We start from the raw sequence: 18,314 nt of genomic DNA on the forward strand, positions 1-18,314 counted from the left end.
TCGACGTGAGGCCGGACTTTGAAATGGTTACTGGGGGGCAGGCTGGCGTCTCCCGGTCCCGCCGCGTGACTGGCGTTCGCCACGAAGCCGCGCCGACCGGTGGTCGACTCCAATCCGAGTGCAGATGTGTCTCGACCGAGAAGCACACCCATGACTGGAGCCGATCACGAGACGGACGGCTATCGACGGTTGTTCGACGGGTCGGGGCTCTCGTTCGGAGTCAGTTTTCCGCTCACGGGTGAGCGAGAGGCGACACCGGTCGTCGAGGACGAACTGCGCCTCGCGAGACACGCCGAATCGGTCGGCTTCGACGGACTGTGGGTGCGGGACGTGCCGACGTACTGGCCGCGGTTCGGTGACGCCGGCGGCGCGTTCGACACGTGGCCGTTGCTCTCGTATCTGGCCGCTGAGACGGAAGAAATCGCCCTCGGAACCGCGAGCGTCGTCCTCACGCTCCGGCATCCGATTCACGTCGCGAAGGCGGCCGCGACGGTCGATCGGCTCTCGGACGGTCGGCTCGTCCTCGGCGTCGCCTCCGGTGACCGAGACCCGGAATATCCCGCGTTCGGTGTCGATCCCGACGAGCGTGGACAGTTGGTCCGCGAGAGCGTCGACGCGTTGCGAACGCTCTGGCGCGAGGACTATCCGACGCTCGACGGTTCGTGGGGCCAACTCGATGGTGAGTTAGACGTGCTCCCGAAGCCGACGACCGACACGCTCCCGCTCCTGCCCACCGGGCACGCGCGGCAGTCTATCGAGTGGATCGCCGAGCACGGCGACGGCTGGCTGTTTTACCACCTCCCCGACGACACCCTGCAGACCTATCTCGACGAGTGGCGAGCGCTCGCTGGCGACAAGCCGTTCGTGATCGCGGTTCGGGTCGAACTCGTGGACGACCCGACGGCAGATCCCGAACACCTCCATCTCGGCTATCGCGCTGGCGTCGATTGGTTTCGGACGTACTTTCGACGGCTGGAGGAGTACGGACTCGATCACGTCATCGTCAGTCTCCAAGCCGACGATCCGGAGCGAGCGATGACGACGTTCGCCAACGAGATCGTCGACCAGCTCTGAACCGTCGCGACGGTTCTGCCGACGACGAGCGAGCGCACCGTCGACTCAACCTATTTTTACATTGAGCGCCAAGGTGGGTGCATGAGAACGCTCCGTGAGGTGAACAGACAGCTCCTGAAAGCCATCGAAGCGCCACCGGACACGGGCGAAGAAGAGCGGTTGGATCAGCTCGCGGCGAGCTTCTGGGAGCGCACCCGACACGAGGACCACCCGCTCGATCCGGGGACCCTCTGTCGCCTGCGCTACAAACTCCGGCGTATCGCGGAAGGGACCCACGAAGAGCGTGCGCGACACCTGTGGCGCGCCCGCGAGTTGCTCGACGAGTACGTCGCCGAGAACCCGCCGCGGCGACACACGTGACACTGCCGGCTGTAAGTCGATACAGGTACAGCCGACAGTACGAGTCCCCACGCCCGCGTGTAGTGAGGTTTATGCAGGCGTAGGGGTGAGGACGGAGCAAGAATGCTCTCATCTACGAGACGCGGGCTCGTCGAGGGGCTCCGCGTCGCGGTCAACGAGGCGGGCTACGACCACGCGGTCGACGCCTCGGCCGTCGAACTGGAGGACTTCGACGACGAGGAGAAAGGAGAGTTCTCGTCTGCACTCTCGTTTGCCATTGGCGCTGCTGCCGGCGAGAATCCGATGGAAGTCGCCGAAGCCATCGCGGACGCCCACCGCGCCCACGGGTTGCCCGAGGGCGTCGCGTCGGTCTCCGTCGAGAACGGCCACATCAACTACCACCTCGACGCGGCAGCGATGGCTCGCCTGACGCTCTCGGAGATCGGTGACGGGGGGATGGACTACGGCTCGCGCGACCTCGCCGATCCCGACACCATAATCGCGGACGTGTCCTCGCCGAACATCGCCAAACCGCTCCACGTCGGTCACCTGCGAAACACCATCCTCAGCGACGCGCTGATGAATATTCTGGAGGAGCGCGGCCACGACGTGACCCGCGACAACCACCTCGGGGACTGGGGAACGCAGTTCGGCAACCTGCTCCACGAGTACGTCGAGTTCGGCGACGAGGACGCGTTCGAGGACGATCCCATCGCCCACCTGCTCCACCTCTACCAGCAGTTCGAACAGCGGGACGGTATGCTGGAGGACGTGTCGGAGTTCGGCGCGCTGACCGACGGGTTCGAGGCTGCCATCGAGGAGGAACGCGCGTACCACACGGCACAGGGCAAGGAGTGGTTCGCCCGGCTCGAACGCGGTGACGAGGCGGCCGTCGAGCGCTGGGAGCGGTTCCGCGAGGCGAGCATCGAGCGCTTCGAAGCCATCTACGCCGAACTCGGCGTCGACTTCGACTGCTGGCTTGGCGAGAGCTTCTACGCTCGCGAGGGGTGGACGGACGCCGTCGTCGAGAAGGCGCTGGACGAAGACGTGGCGATGCGTGGCCCGGACGAGTCGGTGTTCATCCCCATCTACGACGACGACTACGACGACGCCGGCGATCCGGAGACGGCCGACGTGGACCCGTCGCTGGATCGTGCCCGCGAGATGCTCGACGAGGCCGGCTCTGTCGAGGACGCCGACTTCGACGCCTTCTACATCGTCAAGTCGGACGGCTCGACGGTCTACGGCACGCGCGACCTGGCGACCATCGAGTACCGGATCCGGGAGTTCGACGCCGACCAGTCGGTGTACGTCGTCGCGAGCGAGCAGAATCGGTACTTCCAGCAGTTGTTCGTCGCGGCGCGGAAGATGGGCTACGCCGACATCCACCTCGAACACATCGACTACGGGATGATCAGCCTGCCCGAGGGGAGCATGTCGACCCGCGGGGGCCAGATCGTCACGGTCCGGGAGGTGCTCGATGCCGCCGACGAACGCGCCCGCGATATCGTCCGCGAGAAGGGGCGCAACGTCGCCGAGGAGGAGGTCGAGGCCATCGCGCGGAAGATCGCGCTCGCCACGGTCAAATACGGGATGGTGGGCGCGAACCGCGGGAAAGATATCACCTTCGACATCGACGAGGCGGTGTCGCTGGAGGGGGATACGGGCCCGTACGTCCAGTACGCGACGACGCGGGCGTACAGCATCCTCGACGCGGCGGAGTCGGTCCCGGCGGTAGCGGACATCGACCCCGCGGCGTTCAACGACACCGACTACGATCTGATCTACCACCTCGGTCGCTACCCGCTCGTCCTCGACCGGTGTGAGGAGCGCTACGACGCCGCACCGCTCGCTCACTACCTCCTCGAACTGGCGCACGTGTTCAACTCCTTTTACCACAAGAACCGCGTGCTGGACGCGGAGACGGCCGCCGCCGAGCGACTCGTGCTGACCGAGGCCACCGCGCAGGTGTTCGAGAACGGTCTGGGCCTCCTCGGCATCGAGACGCTGGCGGAGATGTAGGATAGCCTTTTCCCGAATCGCGCCCACGGACGGACGTGCCCCGCCGCGACCGCTGGCTTCTCGTCGCACTCTGTTGTCTCGCCGTGAGCGCCGGGTGTCTCTCCGTGAGCGTCGGTAGCGACACCGACGCGGCCACGACGGCGACGCCCCAGTCCGGCACGACGGTCCGCGTCACCGACGTGGTCGACGGCGACACCGTCGACGTACGCTTCCCCGACGGCCGTGCCGACACGGTCCGACTACTCGGCGTCGACACGCCGGAGGTCCACGTCGAGAACGACCCCGCGGAGTTCGAGGGGATTCCCGACACCGAGGCGGGTCGGTCGTGTCTGCGCCGGTACGGTGAGCGTGCGAGCGGATTCGCGGTCGAGCGACTCGCGGACCGTCGGGTGACACTGCGGTTCGATGCGGCCGCGGGTAGACGCGGCGGCTACGACCGTCTCCTCGCGTACGTCGTCGTCGACGACCGGTCGTTCAACGCGGCGTTGCTCGAACGTGGCTACGCCCGCCTCTACGACTCCTCGTTCCGGGAGCGTGACCGCTACGCGACGCTCGAACACGAGGCGCGCGAGACAGGCCGCGGTGTCTGGTCCTGTGCGTCCTAGAAGGGGAGTGGGGGTAGTGGAGCGTGTGACCCCCGTCAGACGTACGGCTGCCAGTCATATGAGTTGCTTGGCGGACCACATTACTACTGTGCATTCACAAAGACTTTAGTATAACCGGAGAATATTCGACGAGGATGACACCCACACGGTCCCGCGCTACGGAGAAGCCACACGGACGGACGCCGTGGGTCGGCAGGGTGGTGCGATGACGGCGACGAAAGCCGGTCTCGCCGGGCAGTTGGCAGTCGTCGCCGGCTTCGAGAACCCGCAGGCGGCCCTCGAACAGTATCCGACGCCGCCGGAACTGGCGGCGCACGTCGTCCACGTCGCCGACCTGAACGGCGACGTGGAGGGCCGGACGGTCGTCGATCTGGGGGCGGGCACGGGCATGTTCACGCTCGGCGCCGCGCTCCGCGGGCCGAAGCGAGCCGTCGGCGTCGAGATCGACCGCGATGCCTTGGAGATCGCCCGCGAGAACCAACGTCGGGTCGGCACCCGGACGCAGATCCACTGGGTGCAGGCCGACGCCACGCGCGCCCCGCTCTGTCCGGACGGCCCCACGACGGTCGTCATGAACCCACCGTTCGGGGCGCAGGACGGCAACGAACACGCCGACCGCGCCTTTCTCGCCACCGCCGCCGACATCGCCGACGTGTCCTACTCCGTCCACAACGCCGGGAGTCGGGAGTTCGTCGAGGCCTTCGCCGACGACAACGACGGCGAGGTGACCCACGCCTTCGCCGCGCAGTTCGACCTCGGCCGGCAGTTCGACCACCACGCGGCCGACCGGAAAGAGATCGACACGGAAGTCTTCCGGATCGTCTGGGACTAGTTGTACGTCTCCGCCTGAGCGACGCGGACCCGCGTCGCGCCGTTGATCGCGTAGATCCGCCCGTCCGAGTTGGTGAACTCTAGCCCGCCGATAGAGGTCGTCTCGTTGACGGCGGGGATGGGACCGGTGGCGGACCGGTTGCCAAGCGAGACGTTGAGCCGGAAACCTGCCGGGGCGGCTTCGACGGAGACGTTCCGCCCGGCGACCACGGGATCGGCCTGCACGGGTGCGGAGGTGAACGCCGTCACGTTCCGGTCGCCGTAGACGAGGTTGACTTTGTAGACGGTGCCGCCGCCGATGGCGTTCCAGCCCCGGCGCTCGACGCGAACCGTCTCCCGCCAGCCCACGCCGCCGACGCGGACGAACGTCGTGCCGGTGAAGTCGAGTCGACCTTTCGAGACGGCGGTCATCCAGATGCCCCGCTCCCGGTTCCTGACGATCACCCCCGACGTGTTGACCTGTGTCGTCTCGCCGAACGCCTCCACGTCGATGATCGACACCATTCCGTTCGGGACGTTCTCGGCGTAGGTCACCTCGTACCCGCGGACCTGGATCGGGTCGCTCTGACTCGGGAGGTCGTCGCTCGTCGTCGTCGTCAGGTTGACGGGGACGGCCGGACCGGCGAGCGCGGCCGTACAGAGGAGTAGGACCGTCGCGCCGATCCGCCACCGCGGGACCGCCCGGACGGCGTCGGGGCGGTCAGGCACCGGAATCAATGGACTGGCGGACGTGGCGACCGTCGCCGCGACCAGCGTGGCAAGGAGGACCACGAGTGCGAGGCCGGCGGCCCGGTAGAGGACGTACGTCTCGCCCCCGCGATACCAGTACACCGCCCACAGCGACTGCGCGACGCCGAACAGCACGACGCCGATGGCGACGCGTGCCGCCGAGGGCCGATCATCGCCACGGCCGCGGAGCACCCACACGCCGAGGAGGAAGCCGGCGAGGAGGCCGATGGCGTGTCCCTGAATCGCGATGTCGGCCCACCACGGGGAGGAGTAGGAGGGGCCGGCACTGGCCGATATGGTCGGGTTCTGGAGCGCGCCGTAGAGCGTCCGCAGGGTGTTGCCGGCGACGACGGCGACGACGGTCACGATGGGATACCGCACCAGCGCGAATCCGGCGAACGCGAAGACGACGCCGGAGAAGCCGATGACGGGGCCGAGCGCGAAGAAGGCGGTGAACAGGCCGACGGCGACGACGGCGGCCGGAAACACGACGAACGCTCGCACGTACGGGTTCGTCAACGGCGACGTGAACGTCTGCACGCCGCGTTCGCGGGGGAAGTGCCCCCACGCGTACTCGGCGATGGGGGCGAGGACGAGCGTCCCGACGAGGTTGCCGATCAGGTGGCCCGACCCGGAGTGGGCAAAGGCGGCCGTCGCCATCCCCAGCGGGTAGAAGTACGACCACGCCCGAAACGGGATGGTGACCGGTGCGTTCCAGTGGGCCCAGCCACCCTGAACGAACAGATACACCGCGAGAACGCCGCCGGCGGAGACGAGCGTCCCCCACGGGAGACCCATCACGAACCGCGAGCGGAGGTGCGCGCCCCAGCGACCACGGGGCCGGTCGAGCGCGAGGATGGCGACCACCGCCCCGAGGAGGGAACACAGAACCGCTAGCCGAAAGAGCGTCTCCGCATCCGGAACGCCGAGCATACCCCTCGTTCACGGGGCACCGGTAATGAATCCGATGGGCGACAGCGCGACAGCGGAACGGACCCGTGGCTACCGGCGGGTGGTGAACGAGACGGACGATTCGCCGTTCAGAGCTTGTTTTCGGCGTCTTCGGCGAGTTCGGCCATCCGCTTACCGACCCGGCCGGCGTCCGAGAATTCGTCTTCGCTCATCGCCGTCGCCAGCGCGTTGCCGAGGACGAACACCGCGTGTTTGTGTTCGCTTTTCGACTTGTGAACGTGCGACGGGTCGACACTGAGCGACTCGTAGGGCTCGAAGATGCTCTCGTCGACCGACTCCTGACTTCGGAAGTAGTTCATGATCGCTACCATCTGCTCGTGCAGTTCGAGGAGTTCTTCCTTGTGCATGCGGCTGTGTACGAATTTACACCGGTTAAGGATTATTGCGTTTCTCTCTCACACCGAACGTCGTCTTTGGCGCGCGACCGTCCGACGGTGCCACCCGTCCCCGACGTTAGAAAACGTACTCGTCTTCGTGTCCCATCATCCCCTCGTCTTCGAATCCCGGTTCCTCCTCCTCGATCGGTCCGCTCGTCTTGTAGGCTCGTAGCCCGGTCGAGAGCAGTTCCTGAATCGCCTCCTCCCGGTTGACGAACTCCCCTTGCTCGATCAACTGGGCGATCTGCATCTCGAGATGTTCCGGGACGGTTATTTCCACTTTCGGCATTTGAACGTCCGACGGTTTGGAAGGGGCGTATTTAAATTCTGCGGGGCGGATTCCGATTTCGGCAACTCTCCCTTTGATCATACGAGTAAATTCCTGTTGAGGGCAAATTCCAGTTCGGAAATCGAGTATTCGGCCGATGTCTGCGGGATATCGGCCGTCGGCCACTGCGCTCGGGGTGTCGGGCACGGACCCCATACTATACGTCCGTTGGGCCGTCACCGTCCGTATGGTCAAGGACGTCACCGGCCTCTACCGCGAGTACGGGGACGAGCGACTCCCGCCCGGCCAACACCGTACGGAGTCGTTTCCGGTCCTCTCGAAGGGGAATATTCCTCGGATCGACCGCGACGAGTGGACGCTCTCGGTGCGCGGTGCGGTCGAGAATCCGGTCACGCTCGACTGGGACGACTTTCGCGCCCTCGGCGTCGAGACGCAGCGACAGGACTTCCACTGTGTCACCGGCTGGAGCAAGTTCGACTGCGAGTTCACCGGCGTCCCCCTCACCACGCTCGCGGAGCACGTCGGCGTCGCCGACGAGGCCGTACACGTCATGTTCGCGGCCGCGGACGACTACACGACCGACTTACCGCTCGACGCCGGCCTGCGCCCCGAGACGTTGCTCGCCGTCGAGTTCGACGGCGACCCCCTCCCGCGCGACCACGGCGGCCCCGTTCGCGTCGTGACGCCCCACCGGTACGCCTACAAGGGGGCGAAGTGGGTGACGGGCGTCGAGTTCCTGACCGAACCGGAGCGGGGCTTCTGGGAGCGCCGTGGCTACTCCGTCAGCGCGAACCCGTGGAACGAGGAGCGATACAGCGGATAGGGATCGCCGGATACGATGGCCCCTAATAGTTAGGTAAAAGAGTACGGCGCCCCGAGGGAGTTTATAATGGGTATCTCGCGAAGTGACGAGACCGGTTCGCGTCTCGTCAGTCGATCGGTTCGGGCGTCGGTCCCCTCGCTCCGTGCCGCCCTCGACGCCATGCCCGCCCCCCGTACGTTCTGGACAGCGCCCGACGAGGCGACGGTGGTCGCCGGCGGCGCCGCCGCGACCCTCACCGCCGACGGCCGCGACCGCTTCACTGCGATCAAGGACGGTATCGACCGCGTGTTGCGCGCCGGCGACGTCCACGCCGGCACCGAGGCCGCCTGTCCCCGCCTGTTCGGCGGCTTCGCCTTCCACGACGAGGGCACCGAGGACGAGACGTGGGCCGATTTCCCCGGCGCGCGGTTCGTCCTCCCGCGGGTGCAGGTGACTGACACCGACCGGGGGATGTGGGTGACGGTAAACGCCGTCGGCCCCGACGCCACCGCCGAGGCGGTCGAGGCACGTCTCGAATCGGAGCGCGAGCGCTTCGAATCGCTCGACGTGCCAGACCCCAGTCCGCCGCCGGGCATCGTCTCGCGGACGCGAACGACGCCACGGGACGCGTGGTGTGACTCGGTCGACGCCGCCGTCTCCCGCATCCGCGCGGGCGACCTGCAGAAGGTCGTTCTCGCGCAGGCGCTCGACGTGACGCTCGACCGCCCGCTCTCGGTGCCCGATGTGCTCGCTCGCCTCGGCGACACCTACCCCGACTGCTACCGCTTCCTCGTCGAACCGACCGACGGCGACGCGCCCCGTCCGGGCTTCTTCGGTGCGACGCCCGAGCGCCTCGTCACGCGTCACGGCCGGACGGTCACCACGGGTGCGCTCGCGGGAACGACCGGCCGCGGCGATACTCCCGCCGAAGACGACTGGCTGGCCGAGGAACTGCTCGGCGACGAGAAGAACGTCCACGAACACGAACTCGTCGCGGAGACCATTCGCGAACAGCTCGACCCGTTCGCGTCGACGATCACCGCCGGCCAGCGCCGCGTCCGCCGACTGGCGACCGTCCAGCACCTCTTTACGCCCATCACCGCCACCCTCGACAGCGACACGCACGTCCTCGACCTCGTCGAGGCGCTCCACCCGACGCCCGCCGTCGGCGGCCTGCCGCCGGAGAAAGCGCTCGCGACCATCCGTGAGACGGAGCCGTTCGACCGGGGCTGGTACGCCGCGCCGGTCGGGTGGATCGACGCCGCCGGCAACGGCACGTTCGCCGTCGCCATCCGCTCCGCGCTCTCCCGCGGGACGAAGACGACGCTCTTCGCCGGTGTCGGCGTCGTCGCCGACTCCGACCCCGACCGCGAGTGGGACGAAGTACAGCTCAAGTACCGGCCGATCCTCGACGAACTGGAGCGATGAGCGCGCCGAATCGCAACGTCCTCTGGGGGCGAGCGCTGGCCGACGAACTCGCGCGCGGCGGCGTCGATAGCGTCGTCGTCTCGCCCGGGAGTCGTTCGACGCCGCTCGTCACGGCCGTCGAGGAACACGACGACCTGCACGTCTTCTCGGTCCTCGACGAGCGCTCGGCTGCCTACTTCGCACTCGGCCGCGCCCGGCGAACGGGGACGGTGACGCCCCTGATCTGCACCTCCGGCACCGCCGCCGCGAACTACCACCCCGCTGTGATCGAGGCGAGTCAGAGCCGCGTCCCCCTCCTCCTTCTCACCGCCGACCGCCCACCCGAACTCCGGGACAGCGGCGCCAACCAGACCGTCGATCAGGAGAAACTCTACGGCGACGCCGTCCGGTGGTACAAGGACCTCCCCGAACCCGAAGCCGAGGCGCGCAAACTCCGGTCGCTCCGAACGACCGTCGCCCGGGCGCTTACGGAAGCAACGGGCACCCCGTCGGGACCGGTCCACCTCAACTGCCCGTTCCGCAAACCGCTCGAACCGACGCCAGTCGCAGGCGACGTGCCCGCGGACCTCGACCCCCTCGCCGCCGTCGGCCGCGACGACGGCCGACCGTTCGTGGCGACGACGGCCGGGACGCCGCAACTCGACCGGCGGGACCTGCAACGACTGGCGGAGTCGCTGTCCGTCGAACGCGGCCTGATCGTCGCCGGTCCGGCCGACCCGCCGGGCGTCGATCCGCAGGCCGTCACCGCCCTCGCCCACGCCACCGGCTTCCCTATCGTCGCGGACCCCCTCTCCGGCCTCCGTTTCGGCGGCCACACCCGCGTCACCACCACCGTCGGCGGCTACGACGGCTACCTCGATCCACGGGTGACCGACGACTGGCCCGACCCCGACGCGGTCCTGCGGATCGGCGCCTCGCCTACCTCCAAACGCCTCCGCAAGTACCTCGCGCGGACCGACGCCCGGCAGTTCGTCGTCGACCCCGCGGGCGCGTGGCGCGAGGCGGAGTTCACGGCGACGGATCTGGTCGTCGCGGACCCGTCACGGCTGGCCGGCCGCCTCGCCGAACTCGTCGGCGGCCCCGATGCGCCCGACTGGCGGGAACGCTGGGCCGACGCCGACCGCACCCACCGCGAGGTCGTTGGGGACGCGACGGGCGACGGCGCCGGTGGCTACTTCGAGGGGACCGTCCTCGCGGACGTGGCGGACCTCGCGCCCGAACCCGCGACGCTCGTCGTCTCGAACTCGAACCCCGTCCGCGACGCCGACCGCTATATGCCCCCCGCCGCGGCCGGGTACACCGTCCTCGGCAACCGCGGCGCGTCGGGCATCGACGGCGTCGTCTCCACCGCCCTCGGCGCCGGCAGCGCCACGACCGACCACCTGACGCTCGTGATCGGTGATCTGGCGTACTACCACGACAGCAACGGCCTGCTGTCGGTACTTCGGTGCGGCGTCGACGCGACCATCGTCCTGATCGGCAACGACGGCGGCGGCATCTTCTATCGCCTCCCCATCGAGTCGTTCGATCCGCCGTTCACCGAGGCGTTCAAAACGCCGCACGGCCTCGATTTCGAACCCACAGCCGACCTCTACGCCCTCGGCTACACGGCGGTCGACGACCGCGAGGCGTTCTGCGACGCCTACGCCGACTCGGTCGCGAGCGAGGGGACGGACGTGATCGACGTGCGCACCAACGGCGAGGCGAGTCAGCGGACGCGGGAGCGACTGGTCGAGGAGACGGTCGCGGAACTGGCCGAGTAGTCGGCTCTGTCGAAACCCTCCACTGCTGATCGTTTGGTGAAACCGCGCTGAATACAGAGCGCGAGTGGGTCACTTCGATACTATCAGAACTCGAGTGATTGGGTCGGTGGAGGCACGCATCGTACCCGACGGAGACCGAAATTGCGGCGGTGTGTTGGATACTCCACGAAAGTCCAGCAACCGATGGACGGCTTATATGAGCGGTCCAGCGAGAGGTACACCAATGACTGACGCGTTCGCAGACAGGACTCTCGCTGAGCACCGACGCGTTTTCGAGAGGATATGGTGGCAAAACCCCGAGCGACAGAACGGGACGTCATCATCTTGGTGGTTCTTCATCCTGTTTCCAGAGGGCGAGGAGGGCTACGGGCCGAAACAGCTCATGTTCTCGATAGCGGCCTGTGTGGGCGACGAGAGCCGTGTGAACGACCTCCCGCCCCATGGAATGGACGCTAACCGCACCGTCGTCGACGGTGTGGACAGATTCAACGCGACGACGGTCGGCTGGACCGGCGACGACGAAGTGGTCCACGACCACGTCGTCAGGCAACCAGCCGAAGCGGTGCTCTCTCGCAAGGATCAGCGTCTCGAAGCCTGGGCAGACCGCGAGGACGGCACCAGACGCGGAAGCGAAGTGGCCGCGCTCTCGGACCGTCCCATCGGTCTGAGAGCCCACGTCGTCGGTGACGACGTTGAGGCGGAGTTCGAGGCGTGGGGCGACCTCGATTCGAAGATGACCTCACCACACCACACACTGGATATCGACACACCGCTGGGTGGCGCCGAGGTCGTGGCTTGGCGCCGGATGGAGTTCGAAGGGGAGGTGGATCTGCCCGACGGCCCCGAGACGCTCTCCGGGTCGTGTTACTTCCAGCGCGTGTGTTTCGACATGCCGCTGTTTCCCTGGAAGTGGGTATGGGCGATGTTCCCGGACGGGACCTCGTTTTCGGTGTTGATCCCGTTTATCGGGCCACAACTGTTCCGACGGGGGTACAAGTTCTTCTCCTCGAACAGACTCGAACGCCTGACGATACCCCTTCGACAAGACGGATTCTGGAACTGGGGATCGAAAGATGGGCACGTCGAGTTCGATACGGTTACTGTCGAACCCCTTCTAGGCACTGGCGAGCACCCTGACTTCGACGTTCGCGTCGAGAACGAGGAGGGAGATTATGTGCGGTTCGTTGCCCGAACCTATGGCCATGCGCGAAACTGGCTCGACCGTCCGAGACTCGGTGGTCGGCTTGCATCTCACTGGAGTTACAACGAGTTCATGTTCCGGATGACCGGACTCGCCGGACACGTCGGCGGCACGTCGATCGACGCCGAGTCGATGGGTACCGGATTCGGAACGTTGGAATATAGTACCGGACTGGGACTGTGAGCCACCGAACGTTCCACAAGTTCGACAAGAAGGTTCGATATCCGTGCAAGATACAGAGCGCGAGTCTGTCATCACGTGAGTCGGGGCGGTGGCTGTGTCGGAACCATTACACGGAGACCCTATTATGCCACCAGTGATGGATGTTCAACGGGCAATTATTGTCGAGTTGTTCGCATTGGTTCTGATCACATTTGGAGGATTTTACTGGCTCGTCGAGCCCGGAAACAGTTTCCAGCTGGTGGTCAATCTGGGACTGCTCGTCGGTGTGGTTGGGGTGATTGCAGGGCTTGTAGGCGAAAGGGAGTGAATCACCCGTTCACCGAGCAAACTCGGCCTCTCAGGCGAGAGTGGAAGGAAGCCCGCTTTCTGCTGACTGCACTCCCTGTATGTGTCACACAACTTCTATCAGATTATACGTCGTTCAACCGAACCGAGTAGTCGGGATTTATTGACACCCGACCGCCAGTCAGAGGCGATGCCCTCCACGTACTGGGAGCGAGTCGGACTCGTTCTCGCCGCCCTGATCCTCGCCTACGCCGTCGTCGTCGCGCAGAACGTCCTCTTCGGCATCTTCCTCGCCGCCGTGGTCTACTTCCTCGCGTGGCTGATCCACCACGTCTCACCGGGCCGCCCGCTCGACGACATGAGTCGGGAACGGACGATAGCGACCGGCGTCGTCGTCCTCGTCGTCCTCGCGTACTCGGTGCTGATCGCGGCGAACGTCCTCCTCGGTATCGTCGTCGCGGTGACGGTGTGTTTCGTCGCGTGGGTCACCAACCCGTACGGTCCCGTCGCGCGGTGGCTCGACCGACGGACGTGAATCTTTTTGCGCGCGCCCCGCGGTGTCGGAGACATGGTTTCCGAGCTTTTCGACCCCGAGCGGTGGACGGCCGTCACCGAGGCGTTCGAGGACGTGACCTACCACCGCGCGGACGACGTGCCCGCGGTCCGTATCGCCATCGACCGACCCGAGGTTCGTAACGCCTTCCGCCCCCGCACCGTCGACGAACTCTACGCGGCGCTGGATCACGCCCGCCAGCAGGCCGACGTGGGTGCAGTCCTCCTGACCGGTAACGGCCCGTCGCCGAAAGACGGTGGGTGGGCGTTCTCCGCCGGCGGCGATCAGGCCATCCGCGGCGAATCGGGGTACGAGTACCGTGACGACGAGGGTGACACCGCGGACGACGACGGCGCGGAGACCGGCGACACCGAACTCGACACCGACACCCCGACCGTCGGCCGCCTCCACATCCTCGAAGTCCAGCGGCTCATTCGCTTCATGCCCAAACCGGTCGTCGCCGTCGTTCCGGGGTGGGCCGTCGGCGGCGGTCACTCCCTGCACGTCATCTGTGATCTGACGCTCGCGAGCGAGGAGCACGCGAAGTTCCTCCAGACCGACCCCGACGTGGCCTCCTTCGACGGCGGGTTCGGGTCCGCCTACCTCGCCCGGCAGGTGGGACAGAAGAAGGCGCGCGAGATTTTCTTCCTCGGGAAGACCTACGACGCCGCGGAGGCGGCCGACATGGGTATGGTCAACGAGGCGGTGCCTCACGAGGAGTTAGAGACCACCGCGCTGGAGTGGGCGGAGACGATGACGGGAAAGAGCCCGACGGCCATGCGGATGCTCAAGTACGCGTTCAACCTCGCGGACGACGGCATGGTCGGCCAGCAGGTGTTCTCGGGGGAGGCGACCCGGCTCGCGTACATGACCGACGAGGCGAGCGAGGGCCGGGACGCCTTCCTCGACGGGCGGGAGCCGGACTTCTCGGACGTGCCGTGGCACTACTGAGGCCGCGGACGTGGGCGCGAACAGGAGGTAGTATATGTCCGGGGACTCAAATCAGAGTACGTGGTGATCTATGAATCCGAATCGCGTTGACTTCTTCGTCGACTTGGCGTACGGCGTGGTCATCCTGCTCTCCGTGGCGCTCATTCTTCTCGTCGGCACGGGCGTCGGCGTCGCGTTCGGTATCGGGACGCTCGTCTCGTACGCGATTCACGTCGTGTGGAAGATGGCCCGGTTCGATCCCGAGTGGATGAGCCGCGAAGTCACCGAGAAAGTCGAAGAGACGCTCACCGAAGAGGTGACCGAAGAGGTGACCGAGAGCGTCGAACAGACGGTCACCGAAGAAGTTACCGAGGAAGTCACCGAGAAGGTCGAACAGACGGTCACCGAGGAAGTTACCGAAAACGTCGAACGTACCATCTCCGACGAGATGAACGACATCATCGAGCAGTTGGAGCAGGTGAACCAGCGCGTCGATCGCCGTCCACGAACCGACGAAATCGACGATATGCAGCGCGAACTAACGACCGAAGACGACGACACCGACGAGGCGAAGCGATGAGCGGTGTGTCGACGACCGATCCACGGACGACTCACGACGACCACGCATGATCGGCGCCTTCCTGCTCGTCGGCTTCGCCGTCGCGCTGTTCGTCGGGTTCAACATCGGCGGCTCGAACACCGGCCCCGCGTTCGGCCCGGCAGTCGGCGCCGGCGTCATGTCCAAACTGTTCGCCGGGGCGCTCATGTCCGTCTTCTTCTTCGTGGGTGCGTGGACCATCGGTCGGCGCGTGGTGAACACGCTGGGGCGCGAACTGGTGACGGATCCCGGCATCTTCACCGTCGAAACGAGCATCGTCGTCCTCTTTTTCATCGGCGGCGCGCTCTTCATCGGCAACTACGCCGGCGTGCCGGCGTCCACGTCGATGACGGCAGTGGGAGCCATCGCCGGCCTCGGCGTCGCCGCCGGCGAACTCAACTGGGTCGTCATGGGCGAAATCGCGGTCTGGTGGATCGTCGCCCCCCTCGTCGGCTTCTGGGTCTCGGGCGTCGTCGGCCGCTACTTCTACCCGACGATCAACCGCTGGGTCGCCATCGAACAGACCGACGGGGCGCTCCTGACCCTCGATCGATCCGGGTCGATCCCACAGCCGACGGCCGGCCCGAACACCACCCGCCGAGAGGTCGTCGGGTCGGTCGTCGTCATCAGCATCGGCTGTCTGATGGCGTTCTCTTCCGGCACCTCGAACATCGCCAACGCTATCGCGCCGCTGTACGGTGCCGGCGTCGACCTGAACCTCCTGATCCTGCTCGGGTGTGGGTCCGTCGCGATCGGCGCGCTCACCATCGCCCGCCGCACCCTCGACACCCTCGGCAACGACATCACTGACCTGCCGCTCACCGCGGCCATCGTCGTCGCCGTCATCTCCTCCGGCATCGTCATCGGCCTCTCCGCCATCGGCATCCCCGCCTCCTTCGTCATCATCGCGACCATGTCCATCGTCGGGCTGGGGTGGGGGCGGGCCACCCGGTCGATCACCGTCTCCGAAGGGGTGCGCGGCAAAAAGAAACCGAACGTCTCCGTCGGCGCCCTGACAGCCGAGGAACCCGGTGAGGAGGCGCCAGGGATCGGCGAGGAGGACCCGGCCGAGACGCCCAGCGCCGCCGAACTGTTCAACCCCGAGACGACGGGCCGGGTCGTCCTCATGCAGAACGTGGTGCCGCTGCTCTCGACGGTCGGCGCGTATCTCACCTTCCGGCTCCTGTTCGCCGTCGTGTGGTGAGGCGGCGCTGGATCGACGACCTTTACGACGCTGGAGTCCCGACGAGCGGATAATGAGCGCACAGGAGATCAGTCGCTCGAAGGCGTGGCTGATGGCCGCGCGTCCGCAGACGCTCCCGGCCGCGGCTGCGCCCGTCGCCGTCGGCACCGGCCTCGCCGTCGGCCGCGGCGTCGACCACGCACTCGCCGCGCTCGCGGCCTTCGTCGGCGCTGCCCTCATCCAGATCGGCACCAATTTCGCCAACGACTACTACGACGCCGTCAAGGGTGCCGACACCGAGGACCGCGAGGGGTTCACCCGCGTCACGCAGTCGGGGCTCATCGCTCCCGAAGCGGTGAAACGGGCTACCTACCTCACCTTCGCCGCCGCCGTCCTCGTCGGCACGACGCTAGTGTACGTCGGCGGCCTCCCCATCCTGATCGTCGGCCTCCTCTCCGTGGTGGCCGGCCTCGCCTACACCGGCGGCCCCTACCCGCTCGGCTACCACGGCCTCGGCGACGTGTTCGTCTTCCTGTTTTTCGGCGTCGTCGCCGTCGCCGGCACCTACTACGTGCAGGCGGCCGCCGTCCTCGCCGGGCCCCTGCCGCTCACGATTCCGCCCGGCACCTTGCCGCCCATCGCTCTCGTCGCCAGCCTCCCCGTCGCCGCTATCTCGACGAACATCCTCGTCGTGAACAACGTCCGCGACCTGGAGACGGACGCGGCGACGGGGAAACGGACGCTCGCGGTCCGCATCGGCTACCGCTGGAGCCGCGTCCAGTACGTCGCGCTCCTCGCACTCGCCTATCTCGTGCCGGTCGGCCTGTGGCTGGCCGGCCCGGCGTCGGTCGTCGTCTGCCTCCCGCTCCTGACGATCCCGCTCTCCGTCGCCGTCTCGCGCACCGTCTGCACCCGGACCGACGGCGACGCGCTCAACCCCGCACTCGAACGCACCGGCAAACTGCTCGCCGCCCACGCCGGCCTGTTCGCCGTGGGTCTCGCCGTGGGACTGTGATCGACCGCCGCCCGTTCACGCTCGACCTCGCGCGGCCCCTCACCACTGCGAACGGGACGATCAGCCGGCGCGAGGGCGACCTCGTCCGGATCACGGCCGACGGCGTCCGGGGCGTCGGCGAGGCGACGCCGCTCCCGGGCTGGACCGAGTCGCTCGCGAACTGCCGGACGGCACTGGACGTGGTGGCGGACGCCGGCGCCGACACGCTCCTCGCCGCCGCCGCGGCGTCGCCGCGTGAGCCATTGGCCGCGGCGACGACGACCCTGACCGACGCTCTCGCCGACGCGCCTGCGGCCCGGCACGCCGTCGAATCCGCCGCCCTCGATGCCCTCGGACGGCGCGAGGGCCGCCCACTCGCTGCGTTGCTCACCGACGACCCAGCCGCTCGCGTTCCCGTCAACGCAACGATTGGCGACGCGTCCCCCGAGGAGACGGCCGACGCGGCACAGGCGGCCGTCGACGCCGGCTTCTCCTGCCTGAAGGTGAAGGTCGGCGCCGGCAAGCTGGATCGCGACGTGACACGCCTGCGCGTGGTCCGCGAGGCGGTCGGCCCCGACGTGACGCTCCGCGCCGACGCCAACGGTGCATGGGCCCGCGAGACGGCGCGCACGGCGGTCGACGCGTTCGCGTCGCTCGACCTCGCCTACCTCGAACAGCCACTCGCCGCGGACGACCTGTCGGGACACGCCACGCTGCGGAGTCGTGGCGTCGCCATCGCGCTCGACGAGACGCTGGCAGCGGTGGGGGTAGACGACGTGTTCGACGCGGACGCCGCGGACGTACTGATCCTGAAGCCGATGGCGCTCGGCGGTCCGGCACGCGCCCACGCCGTCGCGCGGCGGGCACGGCGGGCGGGCGTCGATCCCGTCGTGACCACCACCGTCGACGCCGCGCCGGCGCGGACGGCGGCCGTCCACGTCGCCGCCGCGATTCCCGACGTGCGCCCCTGTGGGCTGGCGACTGGCGACGCGCTTGACGAGGATCTGGCGCCCGATCCGGCCCCCGTCGAGGCGGGATCGGTGACCGTCCCCGCCGGGCCGGGCGTCGCCGGCGCCGCCTTCGACGGGCTGTTTTGACCCCCACGGCACCGTGGAAACTATACCACACGCATCCGTAGCGCCGCCATGACGACGGG

19 protein-coding genes are annotated in these 18,314 nt (G+C 67.3%); 16 read left to right on the forward strand and 3 right to left on the reverse strand.

Annotated elements, in window-relative coordinates; translation table 11 throughout:
• Positions 1–150: 150 nt before the first annotated feature.
• The 5 genes from DU502_RS09915 (at position 151) to DU502_RS09935 (ending at position 4,872) form a co-directional block, all read left to right on the forward strand.
• Positions 151–1,074, forward strand: coding sequence for an LLM class oxidoreductase (locus DU502_RS09915; protein WP_121919208.1), 924 nt, complete (start codon positions 151–153; stop codon positions 1,072–1,074).
• Positions 1,075–1,155: 81 nt separating this feature from the next.
• Positions 1,156–1,434: a DUF7553 family protein gene (locus tag DU502_RS09920; RefSeq protein WP_121919209.1), complete on the forward strand. Its 279-nt coding sequence runs from the start codon at positions 1,156–1,158 to the stop codon at positions 1,432–1,434.
• Between the two features lie 102 nt (positions 1,435–1,536).
• Positions 1,537–3,435: an arginine--tRNA ligase gene (locus DU502_RS09925; RefSeq protein WP_121919210.1), complete on the forward strand. Its 1,899-nt coding sequence runs from the start codon at positions 1,537–1,539 to the stop codon at positions 3,433–3,435.
• A 35-nt stretch (positions 3,436–3,470) separates the two neighbouring features.
• Positions 3,471–4,040, forward strand: coding sequence for a thermonuclease family protein (locus DU502_RS09930; protein WP_121919211.1), 570 nt, complete (start codon positions 3,471–3,473; stop codon positions 4,038–4,040).
• A 205-nt stretch (positions 4,041–4,245) separates the two neighbouring features.
• Positions 4,246–4,872: an METTL5 family protein gene (locus DU502_RS09935; protein WP_121919212.1), complete on the forward strand. Its 627-nt coding sequence runs from the start codon at positions 4,246–4,248 to the stop codon at positions 4,870–4,872.
• On the opposite strand, the gene DU502_RS09940 is transcribed toward DU502_RS09935, so the two are convergent.
• The 3 genes from DU502_RS09940 to DU502_RS09950 all read right to left on the reverse strand — a co-directional run bounded on the left by DU502_RS09940 (position 4,869) and on the right by DU502_RS09950 (position 7,238).
• On the reverse strand, positions 4,869–6,533 hold the full coding sequence (locus DU502_RS09940; protein ID WP_121919213.1) for a rhomboid family intramembrane serine protease: 1,665 nt from the start codon (positions 6,531–6,533) through the stop codon (positions 4,869–4,871). The genes DU502_RS09935 and DU502_RS09940 overlap by 4 nt on opposite strands.
• A gap of 107 nt (positions 6,534–6,640) precedes the next feature.
• On the reverse strand, positions 6,641–6,919 hold the full coding sequence (locus DU502_RS09945; protein WP_121919214.1) for a UPF0058 family protein: 279 nt from the start codon (positions 6,917–6,919) through the stop codon (positions 6,641–6,643).
• A gap of 106 nt (positions 6,920–7,025) precedes the next feature.
• Positions 7,026–7,238 carry a ribbon-helix-helix domain-containing protein gene (locus DU502_RS09950; RefSeq protein ID WP_121919215.1) on the reverse strand — a complete coding sequence of 71 codons (213 nt, stop codon included), beginning with the start codon at positions 7,236–7,238 and terminating at the stop codon, positions 7,026–7,028.
• A gap of 226 nt (positions 7,239–7,464) precedes the next feature.
• Here DU502_RS09950 and DU502_RS09955 point away from each other — a divergent pair, with 226 nt between their 5' ends.
• The 11 genes from DU502_RS09955 to DU502_RS10000 all read left to right on the forward strand — a co-directional run bounded on the left by DU502_RS09955 (position 7,465) and on the right by DU502_RS10000 (position 18,255).
• Complete coding sequence (locus DU502_RS09955) at positions 7,465–8,061, forward strand: sulfite oxidase-like oxidoreductase (RefSeq protein ID WP_121919216.1); 597 nt, start codon at positions 7,465–7,467, stop codon at positions 8,059–8,061.
• 66 nt (positions 8,062–8,127) lie between these two features.
• Positions 8,128–9,468: an isochorismate synthase gene (locus tag DU502_RS09960; RefSeq protein WP_121919217.1), complete on the forward strand. Its 1,341-nt coding sequence runs from the start codon at positions 8,128–8,130 to the stop codon at positions 9,466–9,468.
• Entirely contained in the window at positions 9,465–11,231 is a 1,767-nt protein-coding gene (gene menD, locus DU502_RS09965; RefSeq protein WP_121919218.1) for a 2-succinyl-5-enolpyruvyl-6-hydroxy-3-cyclohexene-1-carboxylic-acid synthase, read from the forward strand. The genes DU502_RS09960 and menD overlap by 4 nt, the downstream gene beginning before the upstream one ends.
• 196 nt (positions 11,232–11,427) lie before the next feature.
• Positions 11,428–12,615 (forward strand): hypothetical protein, encoded by a 1,188-nt coding sequence (locus tag DU502_RS09970; protein ID WP_133412382.1) that lies wholly within the window; start codon positions 11,428–11,430, stop codon positions 12,613–12,615.
• Positions 12,616–12,751: 136 nt separating this feature from the next.
• A complete protein-coding gene (locus DU502_RS18275) occupies positions 12,752–12,922 on the forward strand; it encodes a hypothetical protein (RefSeq protein WP_158601128.1) in 171 nt (56 codons plus the stop codon).
• A gap of 168 nt (positions 12,923–13,090) precedes the next feature.
• Positions 13,091–13,435: a hypothetical protein gene (locus DU502_RS09975; RefSeq protein ID WP_121919220.1), complete on the forward strand. Its 345-nt coding sequence runs from the start codon at positions 13,091–13,093 to the stop codon at positions 13,433–13,435.
• Between the two features lie 33 nt (positions 13,436–13,468).
• Entirely contained in the window at positions 13,469–14,404 is a 936-nt protein-coding gene (locus DU502_RS09980) for a 1,4-dihydroxy-2-naphthoyl-CoA synthase (RefSeq protein ID WP_121919221.1), read from the forward strand.
• Positions 14,405–14,474: 70 nt separating this feature from the next.
• The gene (locus tag DU502_RS09985) at positions 14,475–14,963 is read left to right on the forward strand and encodes a hypothetical protein (protein ID WP_121919222.1); all 489 of its coding nucleotides are present in this window, start codon (positions 14,475–14,477) and stop codon (positions 14,961–14,963) included.
• A gap of 46 nt (positions 14,964–15,009) precedes the next feature.
• Positions 15,010–16,185: an inorganic phosphate transporter gene (locus DU502_RS09990; RefSeq protein WP_121919223.1), complete on the forward strand. Its 1,176-nt coding sequence runs from the start codon at positions 15,010–15,012 to the stop codon at positions 16,183–16,185.
• A gap of 52 nt (positions 16,186–16,237) precedes the next feature.
• Positions 16,238–17,179, forward strand: coding sequence for a 1,4-dihydroxy-2-naphthoate polyprenyltransferase (locus DU502_RS09995; protein ID WP_121919224.1), 942 nt, complete (start codon positions 16,238–16,240; stop codon positions 17,177–17,179).
• A complete protein-coding gene (locus DU502_RS10000) occupies positions 17,179–18,255 on the forward strand; it encodes a mandelate racemase/muconate lactonizing enzyme family protein (RefSeq protein ID WP_121919481.1) in 1,077 nt (358 codons plus the stop codon). Before DU502_RS09995 ends, DU502_RS10000 begins: the two co-directional genes overlap by 1 nt.
• Positions 18,256–18,314 lie beyond the last annotated feature (59 nt).

Source organism: Haloplanus aerogenes (genome assembly GCF_003856835.1).
Lineage (GTDB): Archaea > Halobacteriota > Halobacteria > Halobacteriales > Haloferacaceae > Haloplanus > Haloplanus aerogenes.

Bases quoted from the DNA above. Each gene is read 5' to 3' on its own strand.
- DU502_RS09970 (WP_133412382.1), top strand. From the start codon at position 11,428: ATGAGCGGTCCAGCGAGAGGTACACCAATGACTGACGCGTTCGCAGAC.
- DU502_RS09980 (WP_121919221.1), top strand. From the start codon at position 13,469: ATGGTTTCCGAGCTTTTCGACCCCGAGCGGTGGACGGCCGTCACCGAG.
- DU502_RS09985 (WP_121919222.1), top strand. From the start codon at position 14,475: ATGAATCCGAATCGCGTTGACTTCTTCGTCGACTTGGCGTACGGCGTG.
- DU502_RS09920 (WP_121919209.1), top strand. From the start codon at position 1,156: ATGAGAACGCTCCGTGAGGTGAACAGACAGCTCCTGAAAGCCATCGAA.
- DU502_RS09960 (WP_121919217.1), top strand. From the start codon at position 8,128: ATGGGTATCTCGCGAAGTGACGAGACCGGTTCGCGTCTCGTCAGTCGA.
- DU502_RS09915 (WP_121919208.1), top strand. From the start codon at position 151: ATGACTGGAGCCGATCACGAGACGGACGGCTATCGACGGTTGTTCGAC.
- DU502_RS09950 (WP_121919215.1), bottom strand. From the start codon at position 7,238: ATGCCGAAAGTGGAAATAACCGTCCCGGAACATCTCGAGATGCAGATC.
- DU502_RS09940 (WP_121919213.1), bottom strand. From the start codon at position 6,533: ATGCTCGGCGTTCCGGATGCGGAGACGCTCTTTCGGCTAGCGGTTCTG.
- DU502_RS09975 (WP_121919220.1), top strand. From the start codon at position 13,091: ATGCCCTCCACGTACTGGGAGCGAGTCGGACTCGTTCTCGCCGCCCTG.
- DU502_RS09945 (WP_121919214.1), bottom strand. From the start codon at position 6,919: ATGCACAAGGAAGAACTCCTCGAACTGCACGAGCAGATGGTAGCGATC.
- menD (WP_121919218.1), top strand. From the start codon at position 9,465: ATGAGCGCGCCGAATCGCAACGTCCTCTGGGGGCGAGCGCTGGCCGAC.
- DU502_RS09925 (WP_121919210.1), top strand. From the start codon at position 1,537: ATGCTCTCATCTACGAGACGCGGGCTCGTCGAGGGGCTCCGCGTCGCG.
- DU502_RS09995 (WP_121919224.1), top strand. From the start codon at position 16,238: ATGAGCGCACAGGAGATCAGTCGCTCGAAGGCGTGGCTGATGGCCGCG.
- DU502_RS09935 (WP_121919212.1), top strand. From the start codon at position 4,246: ATGACGGCGACGAAAGCCGGTCTCGCCGGGCAGTTGGCAGTCGTCGCC.
- DU502_RS09955 (WP_121919216.1), top strand. From the start codon at position 7,465: ATGGTCAAGGACGTCACCGGCCTCTACCGCGAGTACGGGGACGAGCGA.
- DU502_RS09990 (WP_121919223.1), top strand. From the start codon at position 15,010: ATGATCGGCGCCTTCCTGCTCGTCGGCTTCGCCGTCGCGCTGTTCGTC.
- DU502_RS18275 (WP_158601128.1), top strand. From the start codon at position 12,752: ATGGATGTTCAACGGGCAATTATTGTCGAGTTGTTCGCATTGGTTCTG.